The sequence below is a fragment of the Streptomyces cacaoi genome (genome assembly GCF_006539165.1).
GTDB classification, from domain to species: Bacteria; Actinomycetota; Actinomycetes; order Streptomycetales; family Streptomycetaceae; genus Streptomyces; species Streptomyces cacaoi.
This window is the reverse complement of record NZ_BJMM01000007.1, coordinates 167,433-180,555: the sequence shown is the minus strand read 5'-3', so window position 1 is coordinate 180,555 and position 13,123 is coordinate 167,433. Positions and strand designations below refer to the sequence as shown.

The 13,123-nt window shown below is 70.5% G+C and carries 11 protein-coding genes; 4 read left to right on the top strand and 7 right to left on the bottom strand.

Features of this window, described 5'->3' with window-relative positions; genetic code table 11:
• Positions 1–29: 29 nt before the first annotated feature.
• The gene (locus SCA03_RS09905; protein WP_086815481.1) at positions 30–1,136 is read right to left on the bottom strand and encodes a P1 family peptidase; all 1,107 of its coding nucleotides are present in this window, start codon (positions 1,134–1,136) and stop codon (positions 30–32) included.
• Positions 1,137–1,183: 47 nt separating this feature from the next.
• Between SCA03_RS09905 and SCA03_RS09900 the strand changes: the two genes are divergently transcribed.
• Complete coding sequence (locus SCA03_RS09900; protein ID WP_030891361.1) at positions 1,184–1,420, top strand: hypothetical protein; 237 nt, start codon at positions 1,184–1,186, stop codon at positions 1,418–1,420.
• A 226-nt stretch (positions 1,421–1,646) separates the two neighbouring features.
• Here SCA03_RS09900 and SCA03_RS09895 read toward each other — a convergent pair whose 3' ends face one another.
• Positions 1,647–2,123, bottom strand: coding sequence for an MscL family protein (locus SCA03_RS09895; RefSeq protein WP_230988581.1), 477 nt, complete (start codon positions 2,121–2,123; stop codon positions 1,647–1,649).
• A gap of 304 nt (positions 2,124–2,427) precedes the next feature.
• On the opposite strand from SCA03_RS09895, the gene SCA03_RS37185 reads away from it, so the two are divergent.
• On the top strand, positions 2,428–2,688 hold the full coding sequence (locus SCA03_RS37185) for a hypothetical protein (protein ID WP_107428998.1): 261 nt from the start codon (positions 2,428–2,430) through the stop codon (positions 2,686–2,688).
• 611 nt (positions 2,689–3,299) lie between these two features.
• Here SCA03_RS37185 and SCA03_RS09885 read toward each other — a convergent pair.
• The 4 genes from SCA03_RS09885 to SCA03_RS09870 all read right to left on the bottom strand — a co-directional run bounded on the left by SCA03_RS09885 (position 3,300) and on the right by SCA03_RS09870 (position 8,157).
• On the bottom strand, positions 3,300–4,136 hold the full coding sequence (locus SCA03_RS09885; RefSeq protein ID WP_037866234.1) for an S-methyl-5'-thioadenosine phosphorylase: 837 nt from the start codon (positions 4,134–4,136) through the stop codon (positions 3,300–3,302).
• A 159-nt stretch (positions 4,137–4,295) separates the two neighbouring features.
• Positions 4,296–4,667 carry an FmdB family zinc ribbon protein gene (locus SCA03_RS09880; protein WP_078873314.1) on the bottom strand — a complete coding sequence of 124 codons (372 nt, stop codon included), beginning with the start codon at positions 4,665–4,667 and terminating at the stop codon, positions 4,296–4,298.
• Between the two features lie 68 nt (positions 4,668–4,735).
• Positions 4,736–6,067, bottom strand: coding sequence for an MFS transporter (locus SCA03_RS09875; protein WP_230988562.1), 1,332 nt, complete (start codon positions 6,065–6,067; stop codon positions 4,736–4,738).
• A gap of 416 nt (positions 6,068–6,483) precedes the next feature.
• Positions 6,484–8,157 (bottom strand): potassium/proton antiporter, encoded by a 1,674-nt coding sequence (locus SCA03_RS09870; protein WP_086815482.1) that lies wholly within the window; start codon positions 8,155–8,157, stop codon positions 6,484–6,486.
• Between the two features lie 388 nt (positions 8,158–8,545).
• Here SCA03_RS09870 and SCA03_RS09865 point away from each other — a divergent pair, with 388 nt between their 5' ends.
• Positions 8,546–11,368 (top strand): penicillin acylase family protein, encoded by a 2,823-nt coding sequence (locus tag SCA03_RS09865; protein ID WP_086815483.1) that lies wholly within the window; start codon positions 8,546–8,548, stop codon positions 11,366–11,368.
• Between the two features lie 147 nt (positions 11,369–11,515).
• On the opposite strand, the gene SCA03_RS09860 is transcribed toward SCA03_RS09865, so the two are convergent.
• Positions 11,516–12,127 (bottom strand): 5-formyltetrahydrofolate cyclo-ligase, encoded by a 612-nt coding sequence (locus tag SCA03_RS09860; protein ID WP_086815484.1) that lies wholly within the window; start codon positions 12,125–12,127, stop codon positions 11,516–11,518.
• A gap of 90 nt (positions 12,128–12,217) precedes the next feature.
• Here SCA03_RS09860 and galU point away from each other — a divergent pair, with 90 nt between their 5' ends.
• The gene (galU, locus tag SCA03_RS09855) at positions 12,218–13,120 is read left to right on the top strand and encodes a UTP--glucose-1-phosphate uridylyltransferase GalU (protein WP_030882868.1); all 903 of its coding nucleotides are present in this window, start codon (positions 12,218–12,220) and stop codon (positions 13,118–13,120) included.
• Positions 13,121–13,123 lie beyond the last annotated feature (3 nt).

Genomic DNA, 13,123 nt, shown 5'->3' with positions numbered 1-13,123 from the left:
GACCGGAACGCGCGGTCCCGTGGGAGGCGTCAGTCCTCCGGCAGACAGGGTTCCGCCGTGTCCGTGCCCGGTGAGCTGTACAGATCCCGGTACGCGGGGAAGACCCCTCCCGGGCCGTCCACGCCCTCCGCTGCCCGTACTGCCTTGACCACCGCTCGGGACACCGCGTCCGCCCCGGCCGCCAGGATTTCGTTGAACTCGCCCTCCGCCAGCGGACGTTGCGTCGTCGACAGCGCGAAGAACGCGTCCCCGTCGTGCATCAGGTGTATCGGCCGGACGGCGCGAGCCAGCCCGTCGTGTGCGCTGCCGGCCAGCCGTTGTGCCTGCGGCCGAGTGAGTATCGCGTCGGTCGCCAGGACGCCGAGTGTCGTGTTGAGCGGGGGCCGCAGGGTGCCGGCGGTCCGGCGTGCGGTCTCCTCGCGGGCCTCGGCGAGAAGCATCTGCGCCTCGGTGTGCTCGTCCTGTGTGGGCAGATGAGGACGTCCTCCGGTCAGCTCCCCGTACAGGGCGCCCGTGTCCGGGTCCGTCGCGGAACCGGCGGCGTTGAGGACGACCAGTGCGCCGACGACCGCGCCCGAGGCCAGCGTCACGGAGGCCGTGCCGATGCCGCCCTTCAGTCCGCCGACAACCGCACCCGTCCCCGCACCGACACAGCCCTCCGGCACGGCAGCACCGGAGCCGGAGTCGGCCGCTGCCTGTGCGGCTTCCTTGCCGAGCGCCGCGTCCGGTCGCGCCATCCACCGACCGCCCCGGCCCAGGTCGAAGACAACGGCCGCCGGCACCAACGGGACCACCTGGGAGGGCTCCGGGCCGACGGGCACACCGCGGCCCTGCTCCTCCAGCCAGCTCATCACGCCGGATGCGGCATCCAGCCCGAAGGCGCTGCCACCACTGAGGACCACGGCGTGGATGCGTTCGACGAAATTGCGCGGGTCCAGCGCGTCGGTCTCCCGGGTGCCCGGGGCGCCGCCCCGGGCGTCCACACCCGCTACCGCGCCGTCCGGCGGGGCCAGCACCACCGTCGTGCCCGTCAGCCAGCCGTCCTCCGTGCGCTGTGCATGACCCACACACAGGCCCGGGACATCCGTCAGAGCGTCCCGCAGCGGGCGTGCGGCCAAGGCGTCGTGAGTATCCATGGAGCATGGATACCAGTGGCCTCGCCACCCGGTCGTACGCTTGCAGCATGAACGCCGATCCGAAGACCGCCGACGACCGCGGCGACGAGGGAACCAGCGGCCCGGCGGACGGGCAGAGCGGGCGCCGTGGGGCGCCGGCCTCGTTGATCTTCGACGATCCGCTGAGCCGCCCCTCCGGGGACGACACCGACCGGGGCTGGGGCGAAGGTACGGACGGCCGGGCGGAGGGGGCCGACGCCGACCTGCGCCGATTCCTCGACGAGAAGCCCCCGCACCACATCTGAGCCGGACGACGGACAGCGGCCGCCAGCCCGCGCGGCCGGTGCCGGCCCTCCGCGGGGTCGGCAGGCTGAGGACCGCGGCTGTCGTGGTGACGCGCGGACCAGGGCCCTGCCCCGCTCCGTACGGCCGGACACGGCTGCCCGCAGACGGCCGCGGGCGCTGCTCGCCGGCACCGGCGGCCCACCACCCGGGCCGCTTCGGCCCATGTGGACAGCCGCCCGGACGCCGTCAGGCGTCGGTCTGCTTCTCCGTGCTCACGCCGCCTTCGCGCTGCGGCGCCACGGTGGCCTGAGCCTGGGAGCCGGGCTCGTCCTCCGCCGTGCGCTGGGTGATCAGCGCGTCGCGGATCTCGGTCAGCAGCTCGACCTCGGTCTTGGGCACCTCCACCGGCTCCGCCTTCGCGGCCTGCCGCTCCTTGTACTTGTTCATGGGCAGGATCATCAGGAAGTACACGACCGCTGCCGTGATCAGGAACGTCAGCGAGGCGCTGAGCACCGGGCCCCAGTTGAGCAGCACTCCGGTTGTCGTGCCGTCCGGGCCCACCTTGCACGAGCCCTTCAGGCAGGAGTGGTACTTGTCCAGGTCCTGCGTCCCGATGGCACCGACCAGCGGGTTGATGAAGCCCTGCACGACAGCATCGACGATCTTGCTGAAGGCGGCTCCGACGACGACGGCAACGGCCAGCTCGACCACGTTGCCGCGCATCAGGAATTCCTTGAACCCGGCCAGGATGCTCTTCTTCTCCGGGGGCGGAGTCGTAGTGCTCAACGGACAGCCTCTTCCAGAACCATGTGACGACGGTTTCGGCGAACGGGAGGCGGACGGAGCACGGACCGAGCGGCAGGCGTGAGCACCGAGGGGCGTTCGCGCGGCCGGGAGGGGTGGACCGGCGGGCACGGCGGGGCAGGCCACGGGACCCGTTGGGGATCAACACAGGGTCACCGCCAGCCGGGAGTCGGCTGCCGCCCCGGCGAGGACCGTCGCCGTCCGCCGTGGCACCGAGACCACGATCAGCGCTCCGTCGGCTCCGTCGCCCGGCCCAGTGTCGCCGGACTTCGGCACATGGGCCACTCGGACAGACGAGGCCACGACCCGGGCAGAAGTGTCCTCGGAACCGATCATGAGCACGTCGACGCAGTCGCCCGGGCTCAACAAGCGGACTGTGGCGGCGTCTGCGATCCGGATCGGTGCCGACACCGGAGATTCAGCGGAAGCCCGCGGTGTGACAGATCTCTCATCGCCCGGGTCGGTGCCGGTGCTCGCGTCGTGACCGACGGCCGAGCGGTCGCTCCAGCCGGGAGCCGTGGTGGCGAGCCCGGCAGTGCAGACGGCAAGGGCAGCAGCGAAGGCCCTGCGTCGCCCGGCGGTTCCGCGTCGCAGCAGGCGCCGTCGCCCTCCCGGCGGCCGGATCGGTGCGAAACCGGGGACAGGGGCGCGAGGAGCAGCACGGGCGGGAGAAGGGCCCGGGGAGTGGGGTCGAGGTCCGGTTCGGGGCACGGCGGTCACCACCAGCCATCGCGAGGAAGCCGCTTGGTTCAGGTCTCGTGCGCCAAGGTGCCCCGACCCGGCGATTCCTGCTGAACGCCGCCGAATTCTGTGGATGAGCGGGCGGCTGTGGAAAACCTCGTCACTCGCGAGCGTGAATCCCGGCCCTGGCCGCTCCTGCCCGGGCGAGAATCGGCTCACCGGCTCACCGGCTCACCGGGCCCGCGCTGCGGGCGATCGGGCCCAGGCGTGCCCCGCCGGCGTCGGTGGCAGGCAGGCGCCCCCGAAGTCGGAAGAGACGGTCCGGAGGCGAGGTGAGGCGAGGCGGAACGGCTCAGCTCGCAGTCTGCTCGCGGTCGGATCCCGGTGAAAGCGGGCGGAAACCGGAGGGCGTGCTCAGGGGAGTGCGAAGCCCGTGTCCTGCCCGCCGAGCGCCGCGTCGCAGTGGCAAGCGCGTGCGTCGGAGGCGGGCAGGTGGCGTACCGCGTCGAAGAGGACGTCCCGGAGCCGGGCGATGTTCTCCCCGAACACCCGCAGAACCTCCTCGTGGGACACGCCGTCTCCGGTTTCCGCGCCTGCGTCGAGGTCCGTCACCAGCGCCAACGAGGCGTAGCACAGGCCCAGTTCACGGGCGAGGACGGCTTCGGGGTGGCCGGTCATGCCGACGACGTCCCAGCCCTGGGCGGCGTGCCAGCGGGATTCGGCGCGGGTGGAGAAGCGGGGGCCCTCGATGACGCACATGGTTCCGCCGTCGACGGCTTCCCAGGCCCGTCCGCGGGCGGCACGCAGCGCTGCATCGCGTCCCGTTTCGCAGTACGGGTCGGCGAAGGTGGCGTGGATGACGGGCGGAACGGTGCCGTCCGGGAGCGGTTCGCCGTCGAAGTAGCTCTGGGTGCGGCCCTTCGTGCGGTCCACCAGCTGGTCGGGGACGACGAGTGTGCCGGGGCCGTACTTGGGGCGGAGCCCGCCGACGGCGCAGGGGCCGAGCACCTGGCGCACGCCTACGGAGCGGAGGGCCCAGAGGTTCGCGCGGTAGTTGATGCGGTGCGGGGGCAGGTGGTGGCCGCGGCCGTGCCGGGGGAGGAAGGCGACGCGGCGGCCGCCCGTCTCCCCGAGGAACAGGGAATCGCTCGGCGGTCCGTAGGGGGTCTCGACGGTGATCTCCGTCACGTCGTCGAGGAAGGAGTAGAACCCGGAACCGCCGATGACGCCGATCTCTGCCTGTTCACTCATGCGGCTCAGCCTAGGGCCCTCGTCCGTGCCCGGGCAGTGCGCGGGTACAGGTGTGCGGACGGGGGAGGGCCGGACCGCTCGCGCGCTCGGGCTCAGGGCCCCGCGCCCCGGTGAGCGGACAGCTTCCGCGGTGCCGGGGCGGTCGGGCCGCTGGGGCGCTCAGGCCGAGGCTGCTGCCTTGGTCGAGCTCTTGCTGTCGGACGAGCTCTTGGAGCTGCTGGAGGACGAGTCCGAGGAGGAGCTCGTCGACGAGGACGAGGACGAGGAGTCGCTCGAACCCGAGTCGCCTCCGCTCTTGGACGAGCTGTCCGAGGACGACGAGCCGGAGGAGCCGGAGCTGCTGCTGGACGACGAGCCGCGGCTGTCGTTGCGGTAGAAGCCCGAGCCCTTGAAGACGATGCCGACGGCCGAGAACACCTTCTTCAGGCGTCCCTCGCAGCTGGGGCACTCGGTGAGCGAGTCGTCCGAGAACTTCTGCACGACTTCGAGGCCCTCGCCGCAGTCGGTGCACTGGTACTGGTAGGTCGGCACGTTCTTCCTCCTGGCACTCTCACTTGTTGAGTGCTAACGACGCTCCATAGTGCAGCATTCCCCGTGTGTCAGTCCACCGTGACGGTCGTTCGGTGACCGACCCCACGCGCTGCCACGAGCCCGCTGTGCGGCGTGTGCAGCGCCTTCCGGAAGATGAGGACCACCACGAGGGCGAGCGCCGTTCCGGCGAACGGGGCGAGGAACCCGGCGCCGGCGCCGGAACGGTCGGCGAGCTGTCCCGCCACCGTCGAGCCCGTCGCCTGGCCCAGGGCGATCGCGCCGGTCAGCCAGGTGAACGCCTCCGTGCGGGCTCCGGCCGGCACGAGGGTCTCGATCAGGGTGAAGCTGGTGATCATGCACGGGGCGATGCACAGGCCGGTCAGCGTGCCCAGGGCCCCCAGGACGAGGACCCACGGGTCGAGCTGGGCTGTCCCGGCGACCAGTGCGGCGGCCACGACGAGGGCCGGGTAGCCGGCCAGGAGCCGGGTCTGCGGGCCGCGCTTCCACCGGATGGCGCCCACGGCCACGGCGGCCAGCATGTTGCCCGCCGCGAACGCCCCGTACATCAGTCCGTTGATGCCGGGACGGCCGATCGACTCGGTGAACGCCGTCAGCGAGACCTGCATCCCGCCGAAGACCATGCCGATCCCGAGCACCGCGACCACCAGGACCCGTGCCCCGGGCACCGCCAGCGCCGACTGCGGGCGGGCCTGGTCGGAACGGGCGCTCTCCGGTGCGTCGCCCGCCCGGGCGCTGGCCGGCTGTGTGCGGCGCTGTGCGGCGAAGATCAGTCCGCCGACGAGGGAGACGGCTGCTTCCGCGATCAGACCGGCTGCCGGGTGCACCCCGGTGCACAGGGCCGTCGCCAGGACGGGCCCCACCACGAAGGTGAACTCGTCCGTCACCGACTCGAAGGCCGCAGCTGTGGTCATCAGCGGGGAGCCCTGTAGCCGGGCCGCCCACCGGGCCCGCACCATCGGGCTGATCTGCGGTGCCGTGGCTCCCGCCGGGACGGCGGCGACGAAGAGGCTCCACAGCGGAGCGTCCGTCGATGCGACGGTGATGAGCGCAGCGATGGTCAGCGCGTGCAGGAACACCTGCGGCACCAGAACGGCGCCCTGGCCGAAGCGGTCGGCCAGTTTGCCGCTCTGGGGCGCCAGGAGCGCCATCGCGATACCGGCGGTCGCCGAGACGGCGCCGGCCAGGCCGAAGGAGCCTGTCGTGTGTTCGACCAGCAGGACGATGCTGATCGTCAGCATCGCGTAGGGCTGGCGTGCGAGGAATCCGGGGAGGAGGAAGGACCACGCGCCGTCGGTGCGCAGGAGCTGCCCGTATCCGGGGCGTCCTTCCGGCCGCTGCGTGCGGCTCGCGGTGTCTTTCGTGGTGGCCGGGGATTCCACGGCCGGGCCTTTCTGCCGCCTGGTAGCGCGTGTCACGGGTGACGCGCCGAGAGCTGTCCTCTCGCGCAGGACCGGGGTAGATACCACCTGCTCCGGGTGCGGGGTGTGCCTCCGGACCGTGGCCGCCGAGCGGTCGCGCCAGCTCTGCATCAGACAGAGTTGGGGTGCATCTTTCCGCAATGAGGATAACGGGCTTTTCGCCCTGTCGGAAAACGCGGCGGTGAGACCGGGGGCGTTCGGTTTCTGTGCGGAAGGGACAGCGGCGCCTCCCGAACGTCCGCAGCTGTGCCGGAAGATGCCCGGACGTGCCCAGCAGGCGGTTGGCGGTGCGCGGGCGCACAGCTGTCGGCCGACGAGGACTCCGTTGCCCCGGGGTTGCCCCGGGCCGGCGCCGGCCCGGGGCAACGGACGGCCGGCTACTGCCGTAGTGCGGTGCTGCCGGCGGCGCCGAGCCAGCCGGCGAGCTTGCCTCCGCGGCTGACCGAGAGCAGCCGCCGTTCGGCGGCGTCGCGTACCTGGTCGGTCGCCACGACGAGCAGTTCGTCGCCGTACTGAAGGACGGTCGACGGGGCGGGCACGAAGCTCGTGCCGTTCCGGACGACCAGGGTGACCGCGGAGCCCGTGGGGAGCCGCAGTTCGGTGACCTCCACGCCGTGCATGCGCGAGGAGCGCGGTACCGAGACGGACAGCAGATGCCCGCGGAGACGGTCCAGCGGGGCGGATTCGATGTCGACGTCCGCCGCCTCGTCCGACTCGTCGAGCCGGAGCTTGCGCGCGAGCCACGGCAGCGTCGGGCCCTGGAGGACGGTGAAGACCACGACCAGGACGAAGACGATGTTGAAGATGCGCTGGCTGCCCGCGACATCGGCGACCATCGGAATGGTCGCCAGCACGATCGGCACCGCGCCGCGCAGCCCCGCCCAGGACAGCAGCACTTGATCCTGCCAGGGCATGCGGAACGGCCCGATGCACGTCAGGACGGACAGCGGGCGGGCCAGCAGTGTGAGCGCCAGCCCCACGAGGACGGCGGGCCAGAAGTCCTTCCACAGATCGTGCGGCGTCACGAGCATGCCGAGCAGGACGAACAGCCCGATCTGCGCGATCCACGCCATGCCGTCCGCGAAGCCGCGAACGGCCGGGCGGTGCGGCAGTTTTCCGTTGCCGAGGATCAACGCCGCCACATAGACCGCCAGGAAGCCGGAACCGTGCACCAGCGAGCCTCCGGCGTAGGCGAGGACGCACAGTGCCAGGACGGCGATGGGGTAGAGGCCGGAGGCCGGCAGCGCGACCCGGCGCATGCCCAACTCGCCCAGCTTGCCGACGACGAGGCCGGCGATCAGGCCGATGGCGAGCTCCATGACGATCTCGCCGACGAGGAAGTACCACGGGTGGTGTTCCGTCCCCATCGAGGAGAAGGTCACGACGAGCAGGACGACGGGCGCGTCGTTGAAGCCGGATTCGGCTTCCAGGACGCCGGTCAGCCGCCTGGGCAGCGGTACCCGGCGCAGTACGGAGAAGACCGCTGCCGCATCTGTGGAGGAGACCACGGCGCCCATGAGGAGCGCGGCCTGCCAGTCGAGGCCCACCAGGTAGTGGGCTGCCACAGCTGTGACGGTCACGCTGACGGCGACTCCGCACGTGGAGAGCACCGCGGCAGCGGGGACGGAGGGACGGATGTCGCGCCACTTCGTGCTGAGCCCGCCCTCGGCGAGGATCACCACGAGTGCGGCGTAGCCGAGGACTTGGGTCAGTTCGGCGTTGCTGAAGCTGAAGCCGATGCCGTCCTGGCCTATCGCGACGCCTATGCCCAGGTAGATGAGCAGGCTGGGCAGCCCGCTGCGCGAGGAGAGGCGGACAGCTGTGACGGCGACGAGCAGAACGAGGGCGCTGAAGAGCAGTAGCTGGTTGAGGCTGTCGACGGTCAGGGCGCGGTCCTCTCTCCCGGGGGCTTCTCTCCTTGTGCACGAGGTGTGCCGGTCGGTGCGGGCGGTGCGGGCACGGGGCCGCCGCGGTACGCGAACGGACGGTGCCGGTGGGGGTGTGCGCAGCGCGGTGCCCGGCCGAGGGCAGTACCTGCTGTGCTGCGTCATCTGTGGGCACACGGCGCCGAGGGGCGTGCGGTCCGGTGTGCGTGGCGCCCGCTGTGCATGACGGGCACAGCGGGAGGTCGCGGACACGGCGCACGGCCGACGGGGCGCGTGGGTGCGCAACTGGCTCTCCCTGACGGCCTCCTGATGTCTTCCTAACGACTTCTTAACGCTGTGCCCATGATGCGCCCCAGGGGAGGAGTGCACAGGGGGAATCCCAAAATCGTTTGGGTGGCTAACAATTTACCATCACTTGAATATGCCCGGCCCTGGGTTGTGCAGTCGGTGACTCGCTGTCCGGGCAGTGGGGCGCTCGGCCTATGGTTGCTCCGTACGAATCGGCTCCCGCCGGTCGTCGAGACCAAGGTCCGCTGCCCCTCGAAGGACAGAGATGCCCGCCAAGAAGTCCTCGCGACGCGCCCGTCTGATCGTGATCGCAGTCGTGCTGCTACTTGTGGCAGGCATCGGGGGAGGCACCTACTGGAGTATCAGCACCGTGCGGGACTCGTTTCCGCAGACCACGGGTTCGCTCAAGATCAAGGGCCTCGCGTCGCCGGTCAGCGTGCAGCGCGACGGGAGCGGTATCCCGCAGATCTACGCCGAGAAGTCCGAGGACCTCTTCCTGGCCCAGGGCTACGTCCAGGCGCAGGACCGCTTCTGGGAGATGGACGTCCGGCGCCACATGACGGCCGGGCGGCTGTCGGAGATGTTCGGCGCCGACCAGGTCGAGACCGACGCCTTCCTGCGGACGCTGGGCTGGCGCGAGGTGGCGAAGAAGGAGTACGAGCAACTCCCCCGGAAGACCAAAGACTTCCTCAAGGCGTACTCCGCCGGCGTCAACGCCTATCTGAAGGACCACAAGGGCTCGGCGCTCTCCGTCGAGTACAAGGCCCTCGACATAGCCGGCAAGGGGTACGAGCCCGAGAAATGGTCGCCCGTCGACTCGGTCGCCTGGCTCAAGGCGATGGCCTGGGACCTGCGCGGCAACATGACCGACGAGGTCGACCGCGCGCTGATGACCAGCCGGCTGACCAAGAAGCAGATCGAGGACCTCTACCCGTCCTACCCGTACGACCGCAACAAGCCCATCGTCGACAAGGGCGCGGTGGACCCGGCCACCAAGGAGTTCGACCCGAAGTCCGAGGCGGACACGTCCGGCACCCAGGGCGCTCCGGGCACGGGCGGTTCGACGCAGCCCGGCAACGGCACCGGGACGGCCGGTACGGGTACCTCGGAAGGCGCGGGCGGCGCGGCGGGCACCCCGGCCGGCTCCGGTGGCGCGACGACGCCCGGAGGGGCCGCTCAGGGGGCGCACACACAGCTGGGGCAGGTCGCCGACAAGCTCGACAGGATCCCGGGGCTGCTCGGCCCGAACGGCAGCGGTATCGGTTCCAACTCCTGGGTGGTGTCCGGTAAGTACACGACGAGCGGCAAGCCGCTGCTCGCCAACGACCCGCATCTGGCGCCCCAACTGCCGTCCGTCTGGTATCAGATGGGGCTGCACTGCCGGACGGTGGACGCTTCGTGCCCGTTCGACGTGTCCGGGTTCACCTTCTCCGGCATGCCCGGCGTCGTCATCGGCCACAACCAGGACATCTCCTGGGGCCTGACGAACCTGGGCGCCGATGTGACCGACCTGTACCTGGAGAAGCTCAAGGACGGGCACTACCTGTACGACGGCAAGCAGGTGCCGTACCGCACCCGTGAGGAGACCATCAAGGTCGCCGGCGGCAAGAGCCGGAAGATCACCGTGCGGGAGACCAACAACGGGCCGATCATCTCCGACCGCGACACCGAGCTGCGCAAGGTCGGCGACGAGGCGCCGGTGGACACCCAGGCCCCGGACCGCGGCGACGGCTACGCCGTCTCCTTGCGCTGGACCGCCCTGGAGCCGTCGAAGACCATGGACGCGGTCTTCCAGATCGACAAGTCGCGCAACTTCAGGGAGTTCCGCAAGGCGGCCCAGGAGTTCGCCGTGCCGTCCCAGAACCTCATCTACGCGGACACCAAAGGCAACATCGGTTACCAGGCGCCCGGACGTATCCCCGTGCGCGGGGCGGGCGACGGACGCTACCCGGCGCCCGGCTGGGACCCCCGCTACCGGTGGAAGGGGTACGTCCCGCAGCGCGCGCTGCCGTGGGAGTACAACCCGCAGCGCGGCTACATCGTCACCGCCAACCAGGCCGTGGTGGACCGCGACAAGTACCCGTATCTGCTGACCGACGACTGGGGCTACGGCGCGCGCAGCCAGCGCATCAACGACCTCATCCAGTCGAAGATCAAGGACGGCGGGAAGATCTCCATGGGTGACATGGAGACCATGCAGATGGACAACAGCAGTGAGATCGCAAAGCTGCTGGTGCCGTATCTGCTGAAGATCGAGATCGACGACCCGTATGTGCGCGAGGCGCAGAAGCTGCTGGAGGGCTGGGACTACACCCAGGACTCCGACTCGGCTTCCGCGGCCTACTTCAACGCCGTCTGGCGCAATCTTTTGAAGCTCGCCTTCGGCGACAAGCTGCCGAAGGAGCTGCGGGTCAAGGGCGAGTGCCTCAGCGTGCCCCCGTCCGACGACTCCGGGCCGCTCGACGATCTGGACGGGAACGCCCGCCTGGTGCGCGAGTGCGGCCAGCGCTCCCCGGACACGGCACAGCCCGACGGCGGCGACCGGTGGTTCGAGGTCGTCCGCCGGCTCATCAAGAAGCAGGACAGCGAGTGGTGGAAGACCCAGGGTTCCGCGCGCCGGGCCGGCGACAAGAACCGTGACGACCTGCTCGCGCACGCCATGAAGGACGCGCGCTGGGAGCTGACCTCCAAGCTGGGCAAGGACATCGACACCTGGAGCTGGGGCCGGCTGCACCGTCTGATGCTGAAGAACCAGACACTCGGCACCGAAGGCCCGGGCGTCGTGCAGTGGCTGCTCAACCGCGGTCCCTGGGACCTCGGCGGCGGTGAGGCGGCGGTCAACGCGACCGGCTGGAACGCGGCAGGCGGGTACGACGTCACCTGGGTGCCGTCGATGCGGATGGTCGTCGACCTGAGCGACCTCGACAACTCCCGCTGGATCAACCTCACCGGGGCGTCCGGCCACGCCTACAACGAGCACTACACCGACCAGACCGACAAATGGGCCAAGGGCGAGCTGCTGAAGTGGCCGTCCAGTGAGAAGGCCGTCAAGAAGGCCGCTGAGGACGAGATGGCGCTCACCCCGTAGACGGCGGCGGACGGTCGCCCCGTCGGCCCCGGAGAACGCAGCTCCCCCGTACCACCCGGTGCGGGGGAGCTCTGCTGTCGGAGAACCGCCACAGAGGCGGACGTCGGAAAACTGCCGCAGATGCGGAAGTTTTCCCCGCGCGGCGGTTCAGCGCTCGTGGCGGAAGTAGCGCACTCCGGCCGGTGTCACCACGGCGTCGACGGAGCGGTCGTGGGCCTCGCCCGGTACGTGGTCGACGACTTCGCCCTCGTGCAGCAGCACAGCTGTGAAAGGCGGCCGGGGCGCGGCGGACGCGCGGCTGAGGGCGCGGTCGTAGCAGCCGGCTCCGCGGCCCAGCCGCAGCCCGCGTGCGTCCACGGCCAGGCCGGGCAGCAGCACCACGTCCACATCTGTCACCGCCCGCGGTCCCAGCCGCGGCCCGGAGGGCTCGCGCAGCCCGCGTCCGGCCGGTACCAGGGATTCGGTGCCCTCGTGGACGGCCCAGTCCAGGTCGTTGTCGTCCATCAGCACCGGCAGCAGGACGCGTACCCCGCGCGCGTGGAGGGCCTCCAGCAGTGGCCCGGTGCCCGGTTCGGTGCCCACGGACGCGTACGCGGCGACGCCGGCCGCCTCGCGTACCTCGGGCATCCGCAGGACGTGCCGCGTCAGCGCGTCGGCGGTTTCTGTGAGGTCATCTGCGGTCAACGTCGCCCTCGCCGCGAGGACATCGCGTCGCAACGTGCGCTTATTACCCTGGTCAGGCGCCTCTTGGCGGGTCATGTGGGGTCAAACCTTTCCCATGTCCGCATATCGCAACAAACTCACCGGACGTTTATCTTTCCCCGCAAGCCAGCGGTTATCGTTCCGGACATGACTACTACCCGTACTCGGATCAGCAAGGCCGTCGTGCCGGCCGCCGGCCTGGGCACCCGGTTCCTGCCCGCCACCAAGGCCACTCCCAAGGAGATGCTGCCGGTGGTCGACAAGCCCGCGATCCAGTATGTGGTCGAAGAAGCCGTCACCGCCGGTCTCTCCGATGTCCTGATGGTCACAGGCCGCAACAAGCGCCCGCTGGAGGACCATTTCGACCGCAACTACGAGCTGGAGCAGGTGCTGCGCGACAAGGGCGACGCGGCCAAGCTCGCCCGGGTCGAGGAGTCCAGCGATCTGGCCACCATGCACTATGTGCGCCAGGGCGATCCCAGGGGGCTCGGTCACGCCGTCCTGTGCGCCGCCCCGCACGTCGGCGATCAGCCGTTCGCCGTTCTGCTCGGTGACGACCTGATCGATCCGCGGGACCCGCTGCTGGCGCGCATGATCGAGGTCCAGGAGCAGTACGGCGGCAGCGTCATCGCTCTGCTGGAGGTCGACCCGGACCACATCCACCTCTACGGTGCCGCAGCGGCGCGGCCGACCGGGGACGACGACGTGGTGCACGTCTCCGACCTCGTGGAGAAGCCGTCGGCCGAGGAGGCCCCGAGCAACCTGGCGATCATCGGCCGGTACGTGCTCGACCCCGGCGTCTTCGAGGTGCTGCGCAAGACCCGGCCCGGACGCGGCGGGGAGATCCAGCTGACCGACGCGCTCCAGGCGCTCGCGTCCGACGAGTCGCTGGGCGGCCCGGTGCACGGCGTCGTCTTCAAGGGGCGCCGCTACGACACCGGTGACCGCGGGGACTATCTGCGTGCCATCGTCAGGCTTGCGTGCGAACGTGAGGACCTCGGGCCCGACTTCCGGGCCTGGCTGCGCAGTTACGTCACCGAGGAGATGTAGGCC

Excerpts from the sequence above, each read along its gene's own strand:
- SCA03_RS09905 (WP_086815481.1), bottom strand. The coding sequence starts at position 1,136 with ATGGATACTCACGACGCCTTGGCCGCACGCCCGCTGCGGGACGCTCTG.
- SCA03_RS09900 (WP_030891361.1), top strand. The coding sequence starts at position 1,184 with ATGAACGCCGATCCGAAGACCGCCGACGACCGCGGCGACGAGGGAACC.
- SCA03_RS09895 (WP_230988581.1), bottom strand. The coding sequence starts at position 2,123 with ATGCGCGGCAACGTGGTCGAGCTGGCCGTTGCCGTCGTCGTCGGAGCC.
- SCA03_RS09885 (WP_037866234.1), bottom strand. The coding sequence starts at position 4,136 with ATGAGTGAACAGGCAGAGATCGGCGTCATCGGCGGTTCCGGGTTCTAC.
- SCA03_RS09870 (WP_086815482.1), bottom strand. The coding sequence starts at position 8,157 with ATGACGCAGCACAGCAGGTACTGCCCTCGGCCGGGCACCGCGCTGCGC.
- SCA03_RS09865 (WP_086815483.1), top strand. The coding sequence starts at position 8,546 with ATGCCCGCCAAGAAGTCCTCGCGACGCGCCCGTCTGATCGTGATCGCA.
- SCA03_RS09860 (WP_086815484.1), bottom strand. The coding sequence starts at position 12,127 with ATGACCCGCCAAGAGGCGCCTGACCAGGGTAATAAGCGCACGTTGCGA.
- galU (WP_030882868.1), top strand. The coding sequence starts at position 12,218 with ATGACTACTACCCGTACTCGGATCAGCAAGGCCGTCGTGCCGGCCGCC.